The organism is Ferrovibrio terrae, assembly GCF_943372915.1.
Classification (GTDB): Bacteria; Pseudomonadota; Alphaproteobacteria; order Ferrovibrionales; family Ferrovibrionaceae; genus Ferrovibrio; species Ferrovibrio terrae_A.
This window is the reverse complement of sequence record NZ_CALSAN010000012.1, coordinates 1-15542: the sequence shown is the minus strand read 5'-3', so window position 1 is coordinate 15542 and position 15542 is coordinate 1. Positions and strand designations below refer to the sequence as shown.

General features: G+C 64.8%; 14 protein-coding genes. 5 read left to right on the top strand and 9 right to left on the bottom strand.

Translation table 11 applies throughout. The features are described from left to right. Nucleotides 1–2: 2 nt before the first annotated feature. The 6 genes from AAG821_RS10300 to dapA all read right to left on the bottom strand — a co-directional run bounded on the left by AAG821_RS10300 (nucleotide 3) and on the right by dapA (nucleotide 5164). Nucleotides 3–416 (bottom strand): DUF3830 family protein, encoded by a 414-nt coding sequence (locus AAG821_RS10300; protein WP_341911337.1) that lies wholly within the window; start codon nucleotides 414–416, stop codon nucleotides 3–5. 23 nt (nucleotides 417–439) lie between these two features. Continuing rightward, entirely contained in the window at nucleotides 440–1861 is a 1422-nt protein-coding gene (gene hydA, locus AAG821_RS10295) for a dihydropyrimidinase (RefSeq protein ID WP_341911339.1), read from the bottom strand. Nucleotides 1862–1889: 28 nt separating this feature from the next. Continuing rightward, nucleotides 1890–2588 carry a GntR family transcriptional regulator gene (locus tag AAG821_RS10290; RefSeq protein ID WP_341911341.1) on the bottom strand — a complete coding sequence of 233 codons (699 nt, stop codon included), beginning with the start codon at nucleotides 2586–2588 and terminating at the stop codon, nucleotides 1890–1892. A 10-nt stretch (nucleotides 2589–2598) separates the two neighbouring features. Then, nucleotides 2599–3291: an amino acid ABC transporter permease gene (locus AAG821_RS10285; protein WP_341895773.1), complete on the bottom strand. Its 693-nt coding sequence runs from the start codon at nucleotides 3289–3291 to the stop codon at nucleotides 2599–2601. A gap of 75 nt (nucleotides 3292–3366) precedes the next feature. Next, complete coding sequence (locus tag AAG821_RS10280; protein WP_341911343.1) at nucleotides 3367–4197, bottom strand: ABC transporter substrate-binding protein; 831 nt, start codon at nucleotides 4195–4197, stop codon at nucleotides 3367–3369. A 52-nt stretch (nucleotides 4198–4249) separates the two neighbouring features. Beyond that, nucleotides 4250–5164, bottom strand: a complete 915-nt coding sequence (gene dapA / locus AAG821_RS10275; protein WP_341911345.1) for a 4-hydroxy-tetrahydrodipicolinate synthase — start codon at nucleotides 5162–5164, stop codon at nucleotides 4250–4252. A gap of 121 nt (nucleotides 5165–5285) precedes the next feature. Between dapA and AAG821_RS10270 the strand changes: the two genes are divergently transcribed. Genes AAG821_RS10270 through AAG821_RS10250 form a run of 5 tightly spaced genes read left to right on the top strand, consistent with a single transcriptional unit; the run spans nucleotide 5286 to nucleotide 12070 of the window. Next, nucleotides 5286–8228: an FAD-dependent oxidoreductase gene (locus AAG821_RS10270; protein WP_341911347.1), complete on the top strand. Its 2943-nt coding sequence runs from the start codon at nucleotides 5286–5288 to the stop codon at nucleotides 8226–8228. A gap of 45 nt (nucleotides 8229–8273) precedes the next feature. Next, complete coding sequence (locus AAG821_RS10265; protein ID WP_341911348.1) at nucleotides 8274–9002, top strand: amino acid ABC transporter ATP-binding protein; 729 nt, start codon at nucleotides 8274–8276, stop codon at nucleotides 9000–9002. Between the two features lie 6 nt (nucleotides 9003–9008). Beyond that, the gene (locus AAG821_RS10260) at nucleotides 9009–10094 is read left to right on the top strand and encodes a hypothetical protein (protein WP_341911350.1); all 1086 of its coding nucleotides are present in this window, start codon (nucleotides 9009–9011) and stop codon (nucleotides 10092–10094) included. Continuing rightward, the gene (locus AAG821_RS10255; RefSeq protein WP_341911352.1) at nucleotides 10091–10762 is read left to right on the top strand and encodes a GntR family transcriptional regulator; all 672 of its coding nucleotides are present in this window, start codon (nucleotides 10091–10093) and stop codon (nucleotides 10760–10762) included. Before AAG821_RS10260 ends, AAG821_RS10255 begins: the two co-directional genes overlap by 4 nt. Then, nucleotides 10763–12070, top strand: a complete 1308-nt coding sequence (locus tag AAG821_RS10250) for a M20/M25/M40 family metallo-hydrolase (RefSeq protein WP_341911354.1) — start codon at nucleotides 10763–10765, stop codon at nucleotides 12068–12070. Between the two features lie 18 nt (nucleotides 12071–12088). Here AAG821_RS10250 and AAG821_RS10245 read toward each other — a convergent pair whose 3' ends face one another. From AAG821_RS10245 to AAG821_RS10235, 3 genes are all read right to left on the bottom strand, one after another. Further along, nucleotides 12089–12988 (bottom strand): carbohydrate ABC transporter permease, encoded by a 900-nt coding sequence (locus tag AAG821_RS10245; protein WP_341911356.1) that lies wholly within the window; start codon nucleotides 12986–12988, stop codon nucleotides 12089–12091. Next, nucleotides 12981–13955: a sugar ABC transporter permease gene (locus AAG821_RS10240; RefSeq protein ID WP_341911358.1), complete on the bottom strand. Its 975-nt coding sequence runs from the start codon at nucleotides 13953–13955 to the stop codon at nucleotides 12981–12983. Before AAG821_RS10240 ends, AAG821_RS10245 begins: the two co-directional genes overlap by 8 nt. Nucleotides 13956–14044: 89 nt before the next feature. Continuing rightward, the gene (locus AAG821_RS10235; RefSeq protein WP_341911359.1) at nucleotides 14045–15358 is read right to left on the bottom strand and encodes an ABC transporter substrate-binding protein; all 1314 of its coding nucleotides are present in this window, start codon (nucleotides 15356–15358) and stop codon (nucleotides 14045–14047) included. Nucleotides 15359–15542 lie beyond the last annotated feature (184 nt).

Here is a 15542-nt window from a genome sequence, read left to right as displayed (position 1 = left end):
CGTTACGCCAGTTCGAAACGGATCGGCTGGGCGCCCTGCCACAGCACAGTCTTGCCCAGCGCCGCCAGATTCTCCAGACCATCGGTGATGGTGATGAAGTGGTTGCCGGCCAGCTGGCCCATCTTGCTGGCGAAATGCACGCCACCGTAAGCCAGCAGGATTTCGGTTTCGCTGATGCCGCCCGGATACAGGATGATCTGGCCCGGTGCCGGATAGCTGGTGTGGTTTTCATAGCCCAGGCCGAGATCAAGATCGCCGAGCGGAATCCAGCAGCCCTCGCCGCTCCAGCGGACATGGATGATCTTCTCGACATAAGGCAGCAGGCTGCGGAACTTGGCGACGGTCTTGGGCGCCGCCGCGGTTTCGAATCTGGCGCCGAAGGTGAAGCTGCCGGCGGTGATCTTGAGCTTGTCCATGGTGTCGTCTTTCTTGCGATGAATCAGGCTGCGGCCTTGGGCTTGGCCATGTCCGGCAGGTCGCAGGGCAGGAACTGGCCGCGCCCTTCAGATGCCATAAAATTACCCCTGTCGACCAGCACTTCGCCGCGCGACAGCACGGTTTCCGGCCAGCCAGTGACCTCCAGCCCCTCATAGGGCGTGTAATCCACATTGTGGTGCAGCAGGCTGTTGGTGATGGTCACCTTGCGCTCGGGGTCATAGACCACGATATCGGCATCCGCCCCGATCGCCAGCGTGCCCTTGCGCGGATACAGGCCATACATCTTGGCCGGATTGGTGGCGCTCAGCTCGACAAAGCGCTGCAGGCTGATGCGGCCCTTCTTCACCCCTTCGGAAAACAGGATCGGCAGGCGGGTCTCGACGCCGGGAATGCCGTTCGGCACCCAGTTGAATGGCGTCTTGTCGCCACGCACCATCTTGCCCTTGGGATCGGCATAGCGGAACGGCGCGTGGTCGGATGACACGATGTGGAACACGCCGCTGGCGAGGCCATCCCAGATCGCCGCCTGGTTGGCCTTGTCGCGCGGCGGCGGGCTGCAGATGCATTTCGCGCCCTCGAAACCGGGCGCATGCAGGTCATGCTCGGTCAGCACCATGTATTGCGGGCAGGTCTCGGCATAGATCTTCATGCCACGACCCTGGGCCCAGTGAATCTGCTCGACCGCCTCGCGGCCCGAGACATGTACGATCAGTATCGGCACATCGGCCAGTTCGGCCATGGTGATGGCGCGATGGGTGGCCTCGCGCTCCACCGCCATCGGCCGCGACGCGGCATGATAGCGCGGCTCGGTATGGCCTTCCGCCAGCAGCTTGTTGGTCAGCCAGCTGATGAAATCGGCATTCTCGGCATGGATCATCGCCATGGCGCCGTCGCGGCGCGCGATGGTCAGCAGGTCGAGCACCTGGCGGTCGTTCAGCCTCATGTCGTCGTAGGTCATGTAGATCTTGAACGACGTATAGCCGTCCCGGATCAGCGCCGGCAGATCCTGGCCGATCAGCTGTTCGGTCGGATCGCTGACGATCAGGTGGAAGGCATAGTCGATGAAGGACTTGCCATCGGCGCGGCGGTGATAGTCCGCCACCGCATCGCGCAGCGACTGGCCCTTGAACTGGATGGCAAACGGGATGACCGTGGTGGTGCCGCCCCAGGCGGCCGAGCGCGAGCCGGTGTAGAAATCATCCGCCATCACCGTGCCGTCGCTGGTCGGCTGGTCGAAATGGCAATGACCGTCGACACCACCGGGCAGCACCAGCTTGCCCCTGGCATCGATCTCGGTCCTGCCGGCGGCGAGGCTGGTGCCGATAGCGGCAATCTTGCCGCCGATGATGCCCAGATCGGCCGCAAACACATCCGATGCCGTCGCCAGTGTGCCATTGCGGATCACGGTATCGAATTGCGGCATGGGACTATCCTTTCGGTCTTGGGGAGGGTCAGCGGAAATATCCGCCGGGATTGGCCTCGGCGGCAATGGCTTTGCGCACATCGTCCTGCAGATTGCGCAGATGCGTCAGCATCGCGGCCTGCGCGGCGGCGCTGTCGCGCCGTTCAACCGCCTCGAGAATGGCGAGATGTTCGCCGTCGATTTCCGTCGGGCGATGCAGGGCGCTGGAAATACGGAACAGCCGGGCCACCACCCGCATGCGCGTGATGGTATCGGCCAGGGTCGCATGCCCGGCGGCGCGGGCAAAGAAACTGTGAAAGCGGTTGTCGAACTGCCAGTGCGCCATGTCGTCTTCACCGGGACCAAGTGCCACCAGGTCGCGGCGCAGGCCGGCGAGATCGTCGTCCGTCACCAGCGGCACGGCTTTCTCGATGGCGACGCATTCCAGCACTTCACGCAGCTGCATGCATTCAAAGAATTCCCGGGTCGATACGCTGCGCACCCGATAGGCACGATCAGTTGTGCGCTCCAGCAGGCCCTCGCCCACCAGCCGCACCAGGGCTTCGCGCATCGGGGTGCGCGAAACCTGCAGATGCTCGGCCAGGCGGCCTTCGGGCACTTCGGTGCCGCCGGGCAGCGCGCGGCTGAGGATCAGCTCGCGCAGATGATCGTAGGTCTGGTCGCCGAGATTCACGGCACGGGCGAACAGTGGTTCGACAATCGGCCGTGATGTCGGCTGCGGGCTCATGCCGGCCGGTTCAATGGGCTTCGGCGATGGCGACCGTCTTATAGGCGCGGCCGAAGCGGGTTTCGATCCGTCGCTGGATGACATCCCAGATCGAGGTCATTAGCAGGTAATACAGCGCCGCGACGGTGAACAGTTCCAGCACCAGGAACTTCTCCTGGATCAGGATCTGCGTGGTGCGCAGCAGTTCCTCCATCGAGATCACCGAGGTGACCGAGGTGGTCTTGAGCAGGCCGTTGACGCTGTTGCCCAGCGCCGGAATGATGATGCGGGTGGCCTGCGGCAGCACGATATAGATCATCACCTGCGCCGAATTCAGGCCGAGCGCGCGCCCGGCATTGCTCTGGCCGGCCGACACACCAAGGATGCCGCCACGGATGATCTCGGCCAGATAGGCGGCTTCGTTCAGGACCAGACCGATCAGCGCCGATTCGATCACCGACAGCTTGAGGCCGATCTGCGGCAGGCCGGTATAGATGATGATCAGCTGTACCAGCAGCGGCGTGCCGCGGAATACCCAGATATAACCCTGCGCCAGCACCGACATCCAGCGATAGGGTGCCAGGCGCAGCAGGGCGAGCAGACAACCGACCACCAGGCCGCCGGCGATGGCCGCCAGCGTCAGCCACAATGTGGTCAGCGCACCGCGCAGCAGATAGCCGTTGAACAGATATTCGTAAAAACCGACCCAGTTCCAGCCGCCCATCGTCCTACCCCTGTTTACGCAGAGAATGGACGGCGGCACCGGCCGCCGTCCACCCGTATTCTCACCAGGCCGCGGTTACGAGCTGGGGCCGTTGATCATGAACGGCTTGCTGTTCGGCAGCAGGCCGTATTCATCCATCAGCTTCTTGTAGGAGCCGTCCTGCATCATGTCGTTCAGCACCTTGACCACGGCCTCGCTGAGCGGCTTGCTCTTCATCGCCAGCGCCACCGGGGTCGGGAACAGGCCCGACATCGCACGGTCGAATTCGCCGCGCTTGGCATATTCCGCCGCCGTCGCGTCGATCGAGACGGTGCCTTCGGTCTGGCCCGCGCGCAGCGCCTGGTAGGCGGTGGCGAAGTTGTCGAAGGTACGGATGGTGATCGGCTTCATGCCCTTGTCGGTCAGCGCCTTGTCGAGTTCCTTGATCTTGCGCTCCTCGAAACCACCGAGCTCGACGCCAACGGTGCGGCCCGACAGGTCTTCCGGCTTGGCGATCTTCAGCGGATTGCCCTTGGCAACCGAGATGCTGATCGCCTGTGACTCATACTGCACCATCTGCATCAGCTTGGCGCGCTCTTCGGTCCAGAAGATGCCGGTGTTGATCAGGTCCCAGCGACCGGCCTGCAGGCCGGGAATCATCGCCGAGAATTCGATGCGGATATATTCCGGCTTCAGGCAGAGCCGCTTGGCAATCTCGTTGCCCAGCGTGATGCGCATGCCCTTCAGCTCGCCGGTCGAGTCGACGAACTGCATCGGCGGCAGGGTCGGATTGGTCGACATGATCAGCGTGCCGGGCTTGGCCAGCTCTGAATCGGCGACCGCAGGTTTGCAGCTCTGCGCATAGGCCGGCAGGGCCAGGACCGTCAGGCCGGCTGCCAGCAGAATCTTCGTCATGGTCGTGGTCATACTCTCTCTCCTCTATCCGATTTGAATACCGTTACTCCCACCCATCCCCACATCAGGCCGCGGCGTTCGGCTTGATGCCCAGAGAATCGATCAGGCCGAGCGCTGCCAGGTCGGCGCGCAGGGCTTCCGTGTCGGCCTTGGGCAGCGGCAGGCGCGGCGCGCGCGGCGCGCCGACCGGCAGGCCCATCATGCCAAGCCCGGCCTTGGAGGCCGCGACATACCGATGGCCGCCCACCCAGCGGACAATCGGCAGAATCTTTTTGTACAGCGCCAGCGCCGCATCCTTGTCGCTGTGATCGGCCACCAGCTCGAACAGCCGTGCCGAATCGCGCGGCAGCAGGTTGGAGCAGACCGCGACCCAGCCCTGAGCGCCAAGCCAGAAGGATTCGTAGCCCAGGATGCCGGCGAAAACGGTCATCCTATCGCCGCACAGCTCGATGATGTCGCGCACGCGCGTCACCTCGAGAGTCGATTCCTTGATGTAGAGCACGTTGTCGATCTGGCTGAGCCGGGCGACGATCGGCGGCGTGAGATCGACATTCGCTGTCGCCGGATTGTTGTAGATCATCACCGGCAGCGAGATCGCCTCGCCGATGCGGCGGTAATGCTCGAACAGTTCATCCTCGGTGGGCGAGCTGTAATAGGGCGGGATCACCATGATGCCGTCGGCACCCATGGTTTCGGCTTCGCGCGCATAGGCCACCGCATCGCGGGTCCATTCGGCGCCGGTGCCGATCAGCACCGGCACGCGGCCGGCCGCCGTCTGCACGCAGGTCTCGATCACCTGCAGGCGCTCGTCCTGGGTCATCGACAGGAATTCGCCGGTGCTGCCCAGCGGGATCAGGCCGTGGATGCCCTGCTCGATCTGCCAGTTCACCAGGCGCTTCAGCGCCGGCAGGTCGACGGCCTTGCCGTCCGCCGTGAAGGGGGTGATCAGAACAGTGTAGGTACCGCGCAACGCCGCCATGACTCGGGCCTCTGTCTAGAAATTGACCTTGCCTTTATACTGATCGTATACTAAGTGTATACAGACGTCCATTGCAATTTTATGTCTCGCTGTCGTCGCCAAGTGAAATACTGTTTCGCCTATGCGCCTTGACCATCCCGATATCCGCCGCAGCGGCGAGATCGTCGAAATTGTCTATGACGGTCAAAAGCTTACGGCGCTGGCCGGCGAGACCGTGGCGGCGGCCCTGGCCAGCCACGGCATTGCGCAGTTTCGCCATACCCGCGATGGCGGGCGGCGCGGCCTGTATTGCGGCATGGGCGCCTGTTTCGACTGCCTGGTGACGGTGGATGGCAAGGCCAGCCAGCGCGCCTGCCTCACCAAGGTGGCCGCCAACCAGCAGATCCGCTCGGCCATGCCGGCCGGCACCGCGGCCGATCCGCTGCTGCCGCTGACCCCGCCCGCCACCGGCAGCGCGCCGGTCGAGCAGGCCACCGACCTGCTGGTGATCGGCGCCGGGCCGGCCGGTCTGGCTGCCGCCATCGCCGCCGCCGAACGCGGCGCCAGCGTGACCGTGCTGGACGAACGCCCGCAGAGCGGCGGCCAGTTCTACAAACCCCTGGCGCCCTCGCATCAGGCCGCGCATCCCATCGACCGGCAATTCCGCGACGGCCTCGCCCTGCGCGATGCCGCGCTGCGCGCCGGCGTCAGCATCCGGCAGGAGGCCACCGTCTGGGGCGCCCATGCCGCCGATGAAGTGGTGGCCATCGTCGAGGGCCGCGAAACCGTATATCGCCCGCGCCAGCTGGTGATCGCACCCGGCGCCTATGAACGGCCGGTACCCTTTGCCGGCTGGACCCTGCCCGGCGTGATGACCACCGGCGCGGCGCAGACACTGGCGCGCGCCTATCGCGTGTCCCCCGGCCAGCGCGTCGTGATTGCCGGCAACGGCCCGCTCAACCTGCAGCTTGCCTGCGAGCTGGTGGCTGCCGGCGTCGATGTGGTGGCCGTGCTGGAAAGTGCGACCAAACCCGCGCCGCGCCAGTGGCGCGCCATGCTCACGGCCTTGCGCACGGCACCCGACCTGATCGCCGATGGCCTGCGCTATCTCAACCGCCTGCGCCGTGCCGGCGTGCCGGTGCTGTGGTCGCATGCGGTGCTCGCTGCCGAGGGCGATGGCCGCGTGGCCCAGGTGCGTTATGCGCCGATCGCTGCCGACGGCCGCCTGCAGACCGATGCCGCCGTCAGCGTCGCCGCCGATGCGCTCTGCGTCGGCTACGGCTTTGTGCCCTCCACCGAGATCGCCCGCGCGCTCGGCTGCGCGCATCACTTGGTCGACCGGCATCTCGGCTATCTCGCCACCAACACGGCTGCCGATGGCGCCACCGATCTGCCCGGCGTGTTCGTCATCGGCGATGGCGCCGATCTGGGCGGTGCCCGCGTTGCCCTGGCCCGCGGCACACTGGCTGGCCATGCCGCCGCCACGTGGCTCGGCCTGCCCGCCGGCAATGCCGCAGAGATCGCAGGCGCCCAGGCCCGCCTGCTGCGCGCGGAACACTTCCAGGCGGCGCTGTGGTCGCTGTATCAGGCGCCGACGGTGCGGCTCGATCAGGTGCCGGATACCGCCATGCTGTGTCGCTGCGAAGAGATCAGCTTTGGCCGCGCGCGCGCCGAGATTGCCGCCGGCCATGACAGCCTCGCCGCCTTGAAACGCAACACGCGGCTCGGCATGGGCCGCTGCCAGGGCCGCTACTGCGCCGCCACGGCCGCGCTGCTGCTGGAACAAAGCACCGGCCGGCCGCGTGCCGTCGAGCAGTATCTGGCACCGCGCCTGCCGGCCAAGCCGGTGCCCGCCGGTGCGCTGGCTTTCGAGAAACCGGAATGGGGCGGCCATCAGCGCGCCATCACGCCCAATCTCGCGCGGCCGGTGGAAACCGTTCGGCTGCCTGACCAGGAGGCCGCGATCCTGGTGATCGGCGGTGGCGTGGTCGGTGCCTGCCTCGCCTATTACCTGTCGCAGGCCGGCGAGGATGTGCTGGTGGTGGAGCGCGACGACACCAACCTGCAGGCATCCGGCGCCAATGCCGGCAGCCTGCATGTGCAGCTGCTGTCGTTCGATTTCGGTGCCAAGGCCGAGGCGGGCGGTGGCCCGGCCGCCGCCACGCTGCCACTCGGCCCGCGTTCGGTGGCGCTGTGGCAGCAGCTGCAGGCCGATTGCGGCGAGGATTTCGAGGTGCGGATCACCGGCGGCCTGATGGTGGCCGACAGCGACGCCGGCATGGAGTTCCTGCGCGCCAAGGCCGCACTGGAACGGCGCTATGGCATCGAGAACGAAGTGATCGGCGGCAATGAACTGCGCCGCATCGCGCCGGCGCTGTCAGACAAATTGATCGGCGCCGAATACGCGCCGCAGGAAGGCAAGATCAATCCGCTGCGCGCCACCTATGCAGTGCTGGAAAAAGCCCGCAGCCAGGGCGCCCGTTTCCTGCGCGGCGCCAATGTCACCGCGATCAGCCGCGAGAATGGCCACTGGAGCGTCGAAACCTCGCGCGGCCGCATCCGCGCCGGCCGCATCGTCAATGCCAGCGGGCCATGGTCGCGCGAAACCGGCAAGCTGGTCGGTATCGACATCCCGGTGCACAGCGCGCCGCTGCAGATGATCGTCACCGAGCCGGCGCCGCCGCTGGTCGGACATCTGGTCGCCCATGCCGACCGCCATCTCAGCCTCAAGCAAGTAGCGAGCGGCGGCCTGGTGATCGGCGGCGCCTGGACGGCCGCCTTTGCCGCGGAACGCCGCTTCAACACGGTGACGCGCCACAGCATCGAGGGCAACCTGTGGGTCGCCAACCATGTGCTGCCGCAGATGGCCGGCCTGCATGTGGTGCGGGCCTGGGCGGCGATGAACATCAATATCGATGGCGCCCCCATTGTGGGTCCGGTGCCGGGCCTGCCGGACTTTTTCAACTGCGTCACTTCGAACGGCTATACGCTGGCGCCGGTGGTGGCACGCATCACCGCCGACCTGCTGCTGCACGGTCGCAGCGACATCGACCCGACCCCCTATTTGATCGACCGGTTTGGCTGACGCCATGCCCTCACCCGTTTTTCCTCTCATCGCAAGAGCCCGCCCATGATCTCGATCCAGAATGTCAGCAAGAATTACGGTGACTTCCAGGTTCTGAAAGACTGCACCACCAGTGTGAACAAGGGCGAGGTGGTGGTGATCTGCGGTCCGTCGGGTTCGGGCAAATCGACGCTGATCAAATGCGTCAACGGCCTGGAGCCCTTCGAGGCCGGCAGCATCACGGTGGATGGCATCAGCGTCGGCGATCAACGTACCAATATGTCGGCGCTGCGTGCCCGCATCGGCATGGTGTTCCAGAATTTCGAGCTGTTCCCGCATCTCACCATCCTGCAGAACCTGACCCTGTCGCAGCGCAAGGTGCTCGGCCGCTCGGCCGATGAGGCCGAGGCCAAGGCCAGCGCCCTGCTGCAGCGCGTCGGCCTCGCCAACCAGGCACCGAAATATCCGGGCCAGCTGTCGGGCGGCCAGCAGCAGCGCGTCGCCATCGCGCGCGCCCTGGCGATGGACCCGATTGCCATGCTGTTCGACGAGCCGACCTCGGCGCTCGACCCGGAAATGATCAACGAGGTGCTGGATGTGATGGTGGAGCTGGCACAGGACGGCATGACCATGCTCTGCGTCACCCATGAAATGGGTTTTGCCAAGAAGGTGGCGCATAAGGTGATCTTCATGGATCACGGCCGCATCATCGAGGACTGCTCGAAGGCGGATTTCTTCGGCACCCAGCGCTCCGACCGCGCGCAGCAGTTCCTCGCCAAGATCCTGCAGCACTGAGCGGCCATGCCCGGCCGCAGCGGATATGCCCAGACAGTGACCGGCCCGGTGGCGGCCGGCGAGCTGGGCATGACCATGCTGCATGAGCATATCCTGTGCGACCTGCGCGATCCGCTCGGCCGCCGCGCCGGTGCACCGGCCGATCCGCCGATCACCATGGAGACGCGCTTCGAGGTCGACTATTTCCAGAATCGCCACCAGGGCAACATGCTGCTGGATGAAGACGATGTGGCGCTGGCCGAATTGCAGCGCTATCGCGCCGCCGGCGGCGGTACCATCGTTGAGTTGAGCACCGGCGGCCTGGCGCCGCAGCCCGCGCGACTGGCCGCGCTGTCGCAGGCCAGCGGCGTGCAGATCATTCTGGGCGGCGGGCTATACACCGATGCCTATCTGGATGATGCCAGCCGTGCTGCATCGGTGGAGGAACTGGAAGCCCTGCTGCTGGCCCAGGTGACCACCGGCGCCTGGGGCACGACGATCCGCGCTGGCATCATCGGTGAACTGGGCTGCTCCTGGCCGCTGCGCGACAGCGAACGCCGCTGCCTGCAGGCCGCCGCCCGCGTGCAGCAGCGCACCGGCATTGCCATCAGCGTCCATCCCGGCCGCCATGCCGATGCGCCCGCGCAAATCGCTGCCATCCTGCTGGAGGCCGGCGCCGATCCGGAGCATACGATCCTGTGCCATATGGACCGCACGATTGCCGATGAAGCGCGGCTGCTGGCTCTGCTGGAGCAGGGCTTTGTGCTGGAATGGGACTTTTTCGGCATCGAGACCTCGCAATACTGGATGGGCGAATACGACCTGCCGACCGATTACATGCGGCTCGATCTCATGCGCCGGTTGATTGGCCGAGGGCATATTCGCCGCCTGGCCATGTCGCAGGACATCTGCATCCGCACCCGCCTGACCCGCTATGGAGGCCATGGCTATGGCCATATCCTGCAGCATGTGGTGCCGATGATGCGGCGGCGCGGTTATAGTGAGGATGAGGTGGAGCAAATCCTTTGCGACACCCCGATTCGTCTGCTCTGCTACCAGTCCCGGCCCGGCGAATCGCCTTCGCCAGCCCCTGATCACCGGCAGCAGACATGAGCACCAGCAGTCCAGCCAAGCGCGCCGCCCCCGCTTCCGGGGTCAATCTTGCCAACATGGCCTATCGCGCCATCATGGACATGATTCTCGACCGCCATATCCCCAGCGGCGAAGTGATCGTCGAGGACCGCCTGGCCAACGCACTCAGCATTTCGCGCACGCCGATCCGCGAGGCGCTGGTGCGATTGGAAAGCGAAGGCCTGGTGCGCAAGGAGGCCAACCGGCCCTATCGCGTGCGCCAGGTGTCGAGCCGGGAATATTTCCAGAGCATGCGGCTGCGCGAGATCCTGGAAGGCGAAGCCATCGCCAATGCCATCGACAAGCTGGACCCCAAGCGCCTGCAGGCCATCAAGACCGAGATGCTGCGGCTGCGCGAGGAACCCAAGATCCGCGTCGAGGATCACTGGGCGGCGGATGAAGAGCTGCACACCATGATCGCCGACGGTTCGGGCAATGCCGTGATGGCGGAGATCATCCGCGAGCTGCGTGTCACCACGCGCATGTTTGAACTCTCCGGCCTGCCCTCGCGCATCCGCCCGGACTGCGAGGAACACCTGACCATTATTGCTGCGCTGGAGAGTGGCGATCCGGCCAAGGCACGGGCGGCCATGGAGCAGCATATCCGCAGCCTGGCCACCGATGTGCTGAATGACATTGCCAAGGTCTAGATGAGCGAAACCCGCGACATCACCGATGCCATCGCCGCCGCCGCCGAGCGCGAAGCCGCCGCGTCGCTGGCGTTTCTGCGCGATCTGATCCGCCTGTCGCAGCAGGGCGAGGACGCGATCCAGGATTTCATCGCCGCGAGCCTGCGCGATCTCGGCTGCCGCATCGAGGAACTGCGCTACCGCCCCGCCGAGGTGCCGCTGGTGGAGGAATTCGCCGCCGGCCACGCCATTCCGCCACGCGAACGCCGCAGCGTGCTCGGCATCCTGCCGGGCAATCATACAGGCCGCAGCCTGATGCTGTTTGCCCATCCCGATCCCGAGCCGCTCGGCGGGCTGGAGGCCTGGCAGCACGACCCCTTCGCCGCGACGGTGGCGGATGGCCGGCTCTATGGCTGGGGCGCCGCCGATGATCTGGCCGGCATTGCCATGATGGTGCAGGGCCTGCGCGTGGCGCTGGTCGCCGGTATCCGCCCGGGCGGCACGCTGACGCTGGCCAGCACACCCAGCAAGCAGCATGCGCGCGGTGTGGCCGCCGTGCTGCACCAGGGCTATCGCGCCGATGCCGCCGTGTACATGCATCCGGCTGAATCCGGCGTCGGCATGCAGGAGATCAAGGCCTTTGCGCCGGGTCAGCTGGAATTCCGCATCACCGTGGCCGGCCGCCTGCCCGATACGCAGGAACCGGCCCATACGGCCTTTGCGCATCTGGCGGTCAATCCGCTGGAAAAAGCCGAGATCGTCTGCCGGGCGCTACGCGATCTCGACCGGCGCCGCGGCGCGCGCATCACCCATCCGGCGCTGCAGGCCGCCATCGGCCGTTCGACCAACCTGTTGATCTCCTCGCTCCGCTGCGGCGATGGCGAACGCCTCAGCCGGCTGGATAGTCAGTGCGTGATTGGCTGCGCGCTGTCCTTCCCGCCGCCCGAACGGCTCGATGCCGTGATGCAGGAGGTCGAAGCCGCCATCGCCCAGGCAGCATCCGCCGATCCCTGGCTGCGCGACCACCCGCCGCAGATCGAATGGATCGCCGGTGTCGGTGCAGCCGAGACAAAAGCCGATGACCCGCTCTATCGCATCGTTGCCGAGGCGGTGACGGCGGCCACCGGCCTGGTGCCGCAGGTCAATCCGCTGCACACCGCCAGCGACATCCGCAACCCGATCATCCAGATGGGTATGCCCACGGTGGGGCTGGGGCCGCTCTGCGGCAGTCTGACCATGGCCGGCGGCCAGGACGAATGGGTGGATGTCGCCGACTACCAGCGCGCCGTGCGCGTGACGGCCACCATCATCGCGCGCTGGTCGCGCTGAACGGCTGTCGGCCCGTCCCTATTCCTTCACCGCGCCGGTCATCGCCGAGACATAGTGTTCGACGAAGAAGGCATAGAGCACCACCAGCGGCAGCGAGCCGACCAGCGCGCCCGCCATCAGCGAGCCCCAGCGATAGATATCACCATCGACGAATTCGTTGACGATGGCGACCGGCACGGTCTTGTTCTGCACCGATTGCAGGAAGGTGAGCGCATAGATGAACTCATTCCAGCACAGCGTGAAGCAGAAGATGAAGGCGGAGATCAGGCCGGGCACGGACAGCGGCAGGACGATCTTGGTCAGAATCTGCCAGCGCGACGCACCATCGATCAGCGCGCATTCCTCCAGCTCATAGGGAATGGTCTTGAAGTATCCCATCAGCAGCCAGGTGGAGAACGGAATCAGGATGGTCGGATAGACCAGGATGAGCGCAAACGGGCTGTCGAACAGCCCGTACTGGAACACGACGGTGGCCAGCGGAATGAACAGGATGGATGGCGGCACCAGATAAGCGAGGAAGATCAGGCCGCCGACGGTCTGCGCGCCACGGAAGCGCAGGCGCACGATGGCATAGGCGGCCAGCACGCTGGCGAACAGCGACAGGGCCGTCGCAGCGGCGGCAACATACATCGTGTTCCATAGCCAGCGCGGATAGTTCGACTCGAACAGCAGCTTCTTGATGTGCTGGAAGGTCGGCTCCCAGGTCCAGAACGGGCTGACCCGCTCCATATCCAGCAACTGCTCGTTCGGTTTGATCGAGGTGAGCGCCATCCAGTAGAACGGGAACAGCAGGACGATCAGGAACAGGGCCAGCGGCAGGTAAAGCGTGACCAGCCGCCGCGGTATCGATTCCAGATAGCTCATGCCCTCGGAATGGTCGTCCGATCCGCCCGCAGTCATTGCTTTTACGTCAGTCATTGTCAGACCCCTGCTGCCATTTGCGGCGTTGCAGCCCGAACCACGAAATCATGATCGCGCCGAGCAGGAATGGAATCATGGCGGTGGCGATGGCCGCCCCTTCGCCGAGCTGGCCGGCGATGATGCCGCGCTGATACGACAGCGTGGCCATGAGATGGGTGGCATTCACCGGTCCGCCGCGGGTCATCGCCCAGATCAGCTGGAAATCGGTGAAGGTGAACAGCACCGAGAAGGTCATTACCACCGCGATGATCGGCGTCAGCAACGGATAGGTGATGTGGCGGAAGCGCTGCCACGGCGTGGCGCCATCGAGCGTCGCGGCCTCGTAGAGCGACGGCGACACGGTCTGCAGGCCGGCCAGCAGCGTGATGGCGACAAAGGGGATGCCGCGCCAGATATTGGCGAAGATGGTCGACCAGCGCGCATTCCACGGGTCGCCGAGGAAATCGATATTCTGCGTGATCAGCCCCATCTTTTTCAGCGACCAGGAGAGGATCGAGAACTGCGAGTCGTAGATCCACCAGAAGGCAATCGCCGACAGCACCGTCGGCACGATGAAGGGGATCAGCACGGCGGCGCGAATGAGCGCCTTGAAGGGAATATGCTTGTTGAGCAGCAGCGCCAGATACAGCCCGGCGGCGAATTTTACCGCGCTGGCAACGATCGTGTAGAGCAGTGTGTTGAACACCGAGAGCCAGAAGATCGAATCGCCCTGCAGCCACTCGTAGTTCTCCAGGCCGATGAAGACGCCACCCCGGCCAATACGCGTATCGGTGAACGACAGCCAGACACCGAGACCCAGCGGATAGGCGAGGAAAAGAAACAGAATGGCCAGGGCGGGCAGCATGAACCAGTAGCCGAGCCAGGTCCGGTTCGACTTGAGCTGGCTCCAGGCGCTGACTTCAATCTGCTGCGGCGGGCGCCGCCCCACTGCTTTGGCCGTCGATTTGTTGCTCACATCAACCATGCTGTTCCCGTTCAATATCGCCGGTACTCACGGCATCCTGGACGATGGCGGTGGGTCACGGGCGGACAGCCGCCCGTGACCCAGCCCGGTCAGCGATAGATGCGCTTGGCCTGCCGTTCGGCCACGGCGATGGCACCCTTCACGTCTTCACGACCTGTTGCGTAATTGGCAAACATGTCGACGACGATGAAATCGGCCACCGCGGCCGCCGCTTTCTCACCCAGCGAGCCAAGGCCGCCCGGTGTCAGGGTCCGTTTCGAGACATCGCGATACGGCGTGCGCTTGGGATCCGACGTCCAGATCGGGTTGTTGTCATAGGCATTGAGGAAGTGCGAGAGATAGCCCTGCGCCGCCTCGACCCACGGATTGTAGTTTTCCGCCTCCAGCATGAAGGCCGTGAAGGCCTTGCAGGCATTCGGCGCCTTGGTGAAGTTGAAGGTCAGGATCGGGAAGGCCAGATGCAGTTCGGTCGGCTTGCCCACCGGGCCGATCGGCATATAGGCATGATCCATGTCGTCGGCGACCGCCTTGTTGTCCTTCTGCGCCGCCACATAGACGGAAATGCCGTTCGAGGTGAGGTGCAGATCGCCGGACACGAAGATCTTGTTGTTCGACGAGTCATTCCACGAGGCCGTGCCGGGAATGAAGTTCTCATACAGCGCCTTCACGAATTCCAGCGCCTTGGCGGTTTCCGGCGAGTTGATGATGACCTTGTCATCCTTGTCGACCAGCTGGCCGCCATGCGACCACAGCGCCCAGTGCAGCCAGGTATTGGCATCGCCCGAGGCATGGCCGAGCGCGAAACCGGCTGGCGTATTGTTCTTCTTCAGCGCCTTGACCAGTTCCAGGAAGCTGGCGGTGTCCTTGGGGAATTCCTTGAAGCCGGCTTTCTGCATCGAGGAGACGCGGTAGTTCATCAGGCCGCCGGTGGTGGCGACCGGAATGCCGATCCACTTGCCGCCGGATTTGCCATACAGTTCCGCCGCCGGCGCCCAGCCGCCGTATTTCTTGCCGAGATAGTCGGCGACATCGGTCTGATCCAGGCATTTCTGCGGGAAGAGATGCGGCAGCGAATACAGGCCCCAGACCATGTCGAGGCCCTGGCCGGTATTGGCCACCACGGAGGCTTTCGGCTGGATGTCGTCAAACGACTCGTTGACCACATTCACATCGACGCCGGTCGCCGCCTTGAAGGCGCTGACCATCTTCATGAAGGCGACGTCTTCGGCTTCAACGAAACGGCGCCAGCGCATCAGGTTGATCTTGGCACCGGCTTCGGGTTTCCAGGGTGCGGTCTGCGCCCAGGCCTTGGCCCAGTCGAACAGGGCGCTGCCACTGAGCATGCCGATACCGGCAAGCGCGGTACTGCCTTTAACGAATGTACGGCGTGTAAAATCGTTCATCGGTCGTTTCCTCCGTTGATTATCAGGCGTTCAGCCTTTTTCCAGTCGACGCGTCAAACAGATGAACAAGCCCTGGGTTGGGTTTCAGCCGGATCTTGTCGCCCGGCCTGAATTTGTGGCGTTCGTGAAACACTGCAATGATATGCTCGTCGCCGAGCCTGGCGGCGACCATGATTTCCGAGCC

Bases quoted from the DNA above. Each gene is read 5' to 3' on its own strand.
- AAG821_RS10235 (WP_341911359.1), bottom strand. From the start codon at position 15,358: ATGAACGATTTTACACGCCGTACATTCGTTAAAGGCAGTACCGCGCTT.
- AAG821_RS10250 (WP_341911354.1), top strand. From the start codon at position 10,763: ATGAGCGAAACCCGCGACATCACCGATGCCATCGCCGCCGCCGCCGAG.
- dapA (WP_341911345.1), bottom strand. From the start codon at position 5,164: ATGGCGGCGTTGCGCGGTACCTACACTGTTCTGATCACCCCCTTCACG.
- AAG821_RS10300 (WP_341911337.1), bottom strand. From the start codon at position 416: ATGGACAAGCTCAAGATCACCGCCGGCAGCTTCACCTTCGGCGCCAGA.
- AAG821_RS10265 (WP_341911348.1), top strand. From the start codon at position 8,274: ATGATCTCGATCCAGAATGTCAGCAAGAATTACGGTGACTTCCAGGTT.
- AAG821_RS10260 (WP_341911350.1), top strand. From the start codon at position 9,009: ATGCCCGGCCGCAGCGGATATGCCCAGACAGTGACCGGCCCGGTGGCG.
- AAG821_RS10245 (WP_341911356.1), bottom strand. From the start codon at position 12,988: ATGACTGACGTAAAAGCAATGACTGCGGGCGGATCGGACGACCATTCC.
- AAG821_RS10270 (WP_341911347.1), top strand. From the start codon at position 5,286: ATGCGCCTTGACCATCCCGATATCCGCCGCAGCGGCGAGATCGTCGAA.
- AAG821_RS10240 (WP_341911358.1), bottom strand. From the start codon at position 13,955: ATGGTTGATGTGAGCAACAAATCGACGGCCAAAGCAGTGGGGCGGCGC.
- hydA (WP_341911339.1), bottom strand. From the start codon at position 1,861: ATGCCGCAATTCGATACCGTGATCCGCAATGGCACACTGGCGACGGCA.
- AAG821_RS10285 (WP_341895773.1), bottom strand. From the start codon at position 3,291: ATGGGCGGCTGGAACTGGGTCGGTTTTTACGAATATCTGTTCAACGGC.
- AAG821_RS10290 (WP_341911341.1), bottom strand. From the start codon at position 2,588: ATGAGCCCGCAGCCGACATCACGGCCGATTGTCGAACCACTGTTCGCC.
- AAG821_RS10280 (WP_341911343.1), bottom strand. From the start codon at position 4,197: ATGACCACGACCATGACGAAGATTCTGCTGGCAGCCGGCCTGACGGTC.
- AAG821_RS10255 (WP_341911352.1), top strand. From the start codon at position 10,091: ATGAGCACCAGCAGTCCAGCCAAGCGCGCCGCCCCCGCTTCCGGGGTC.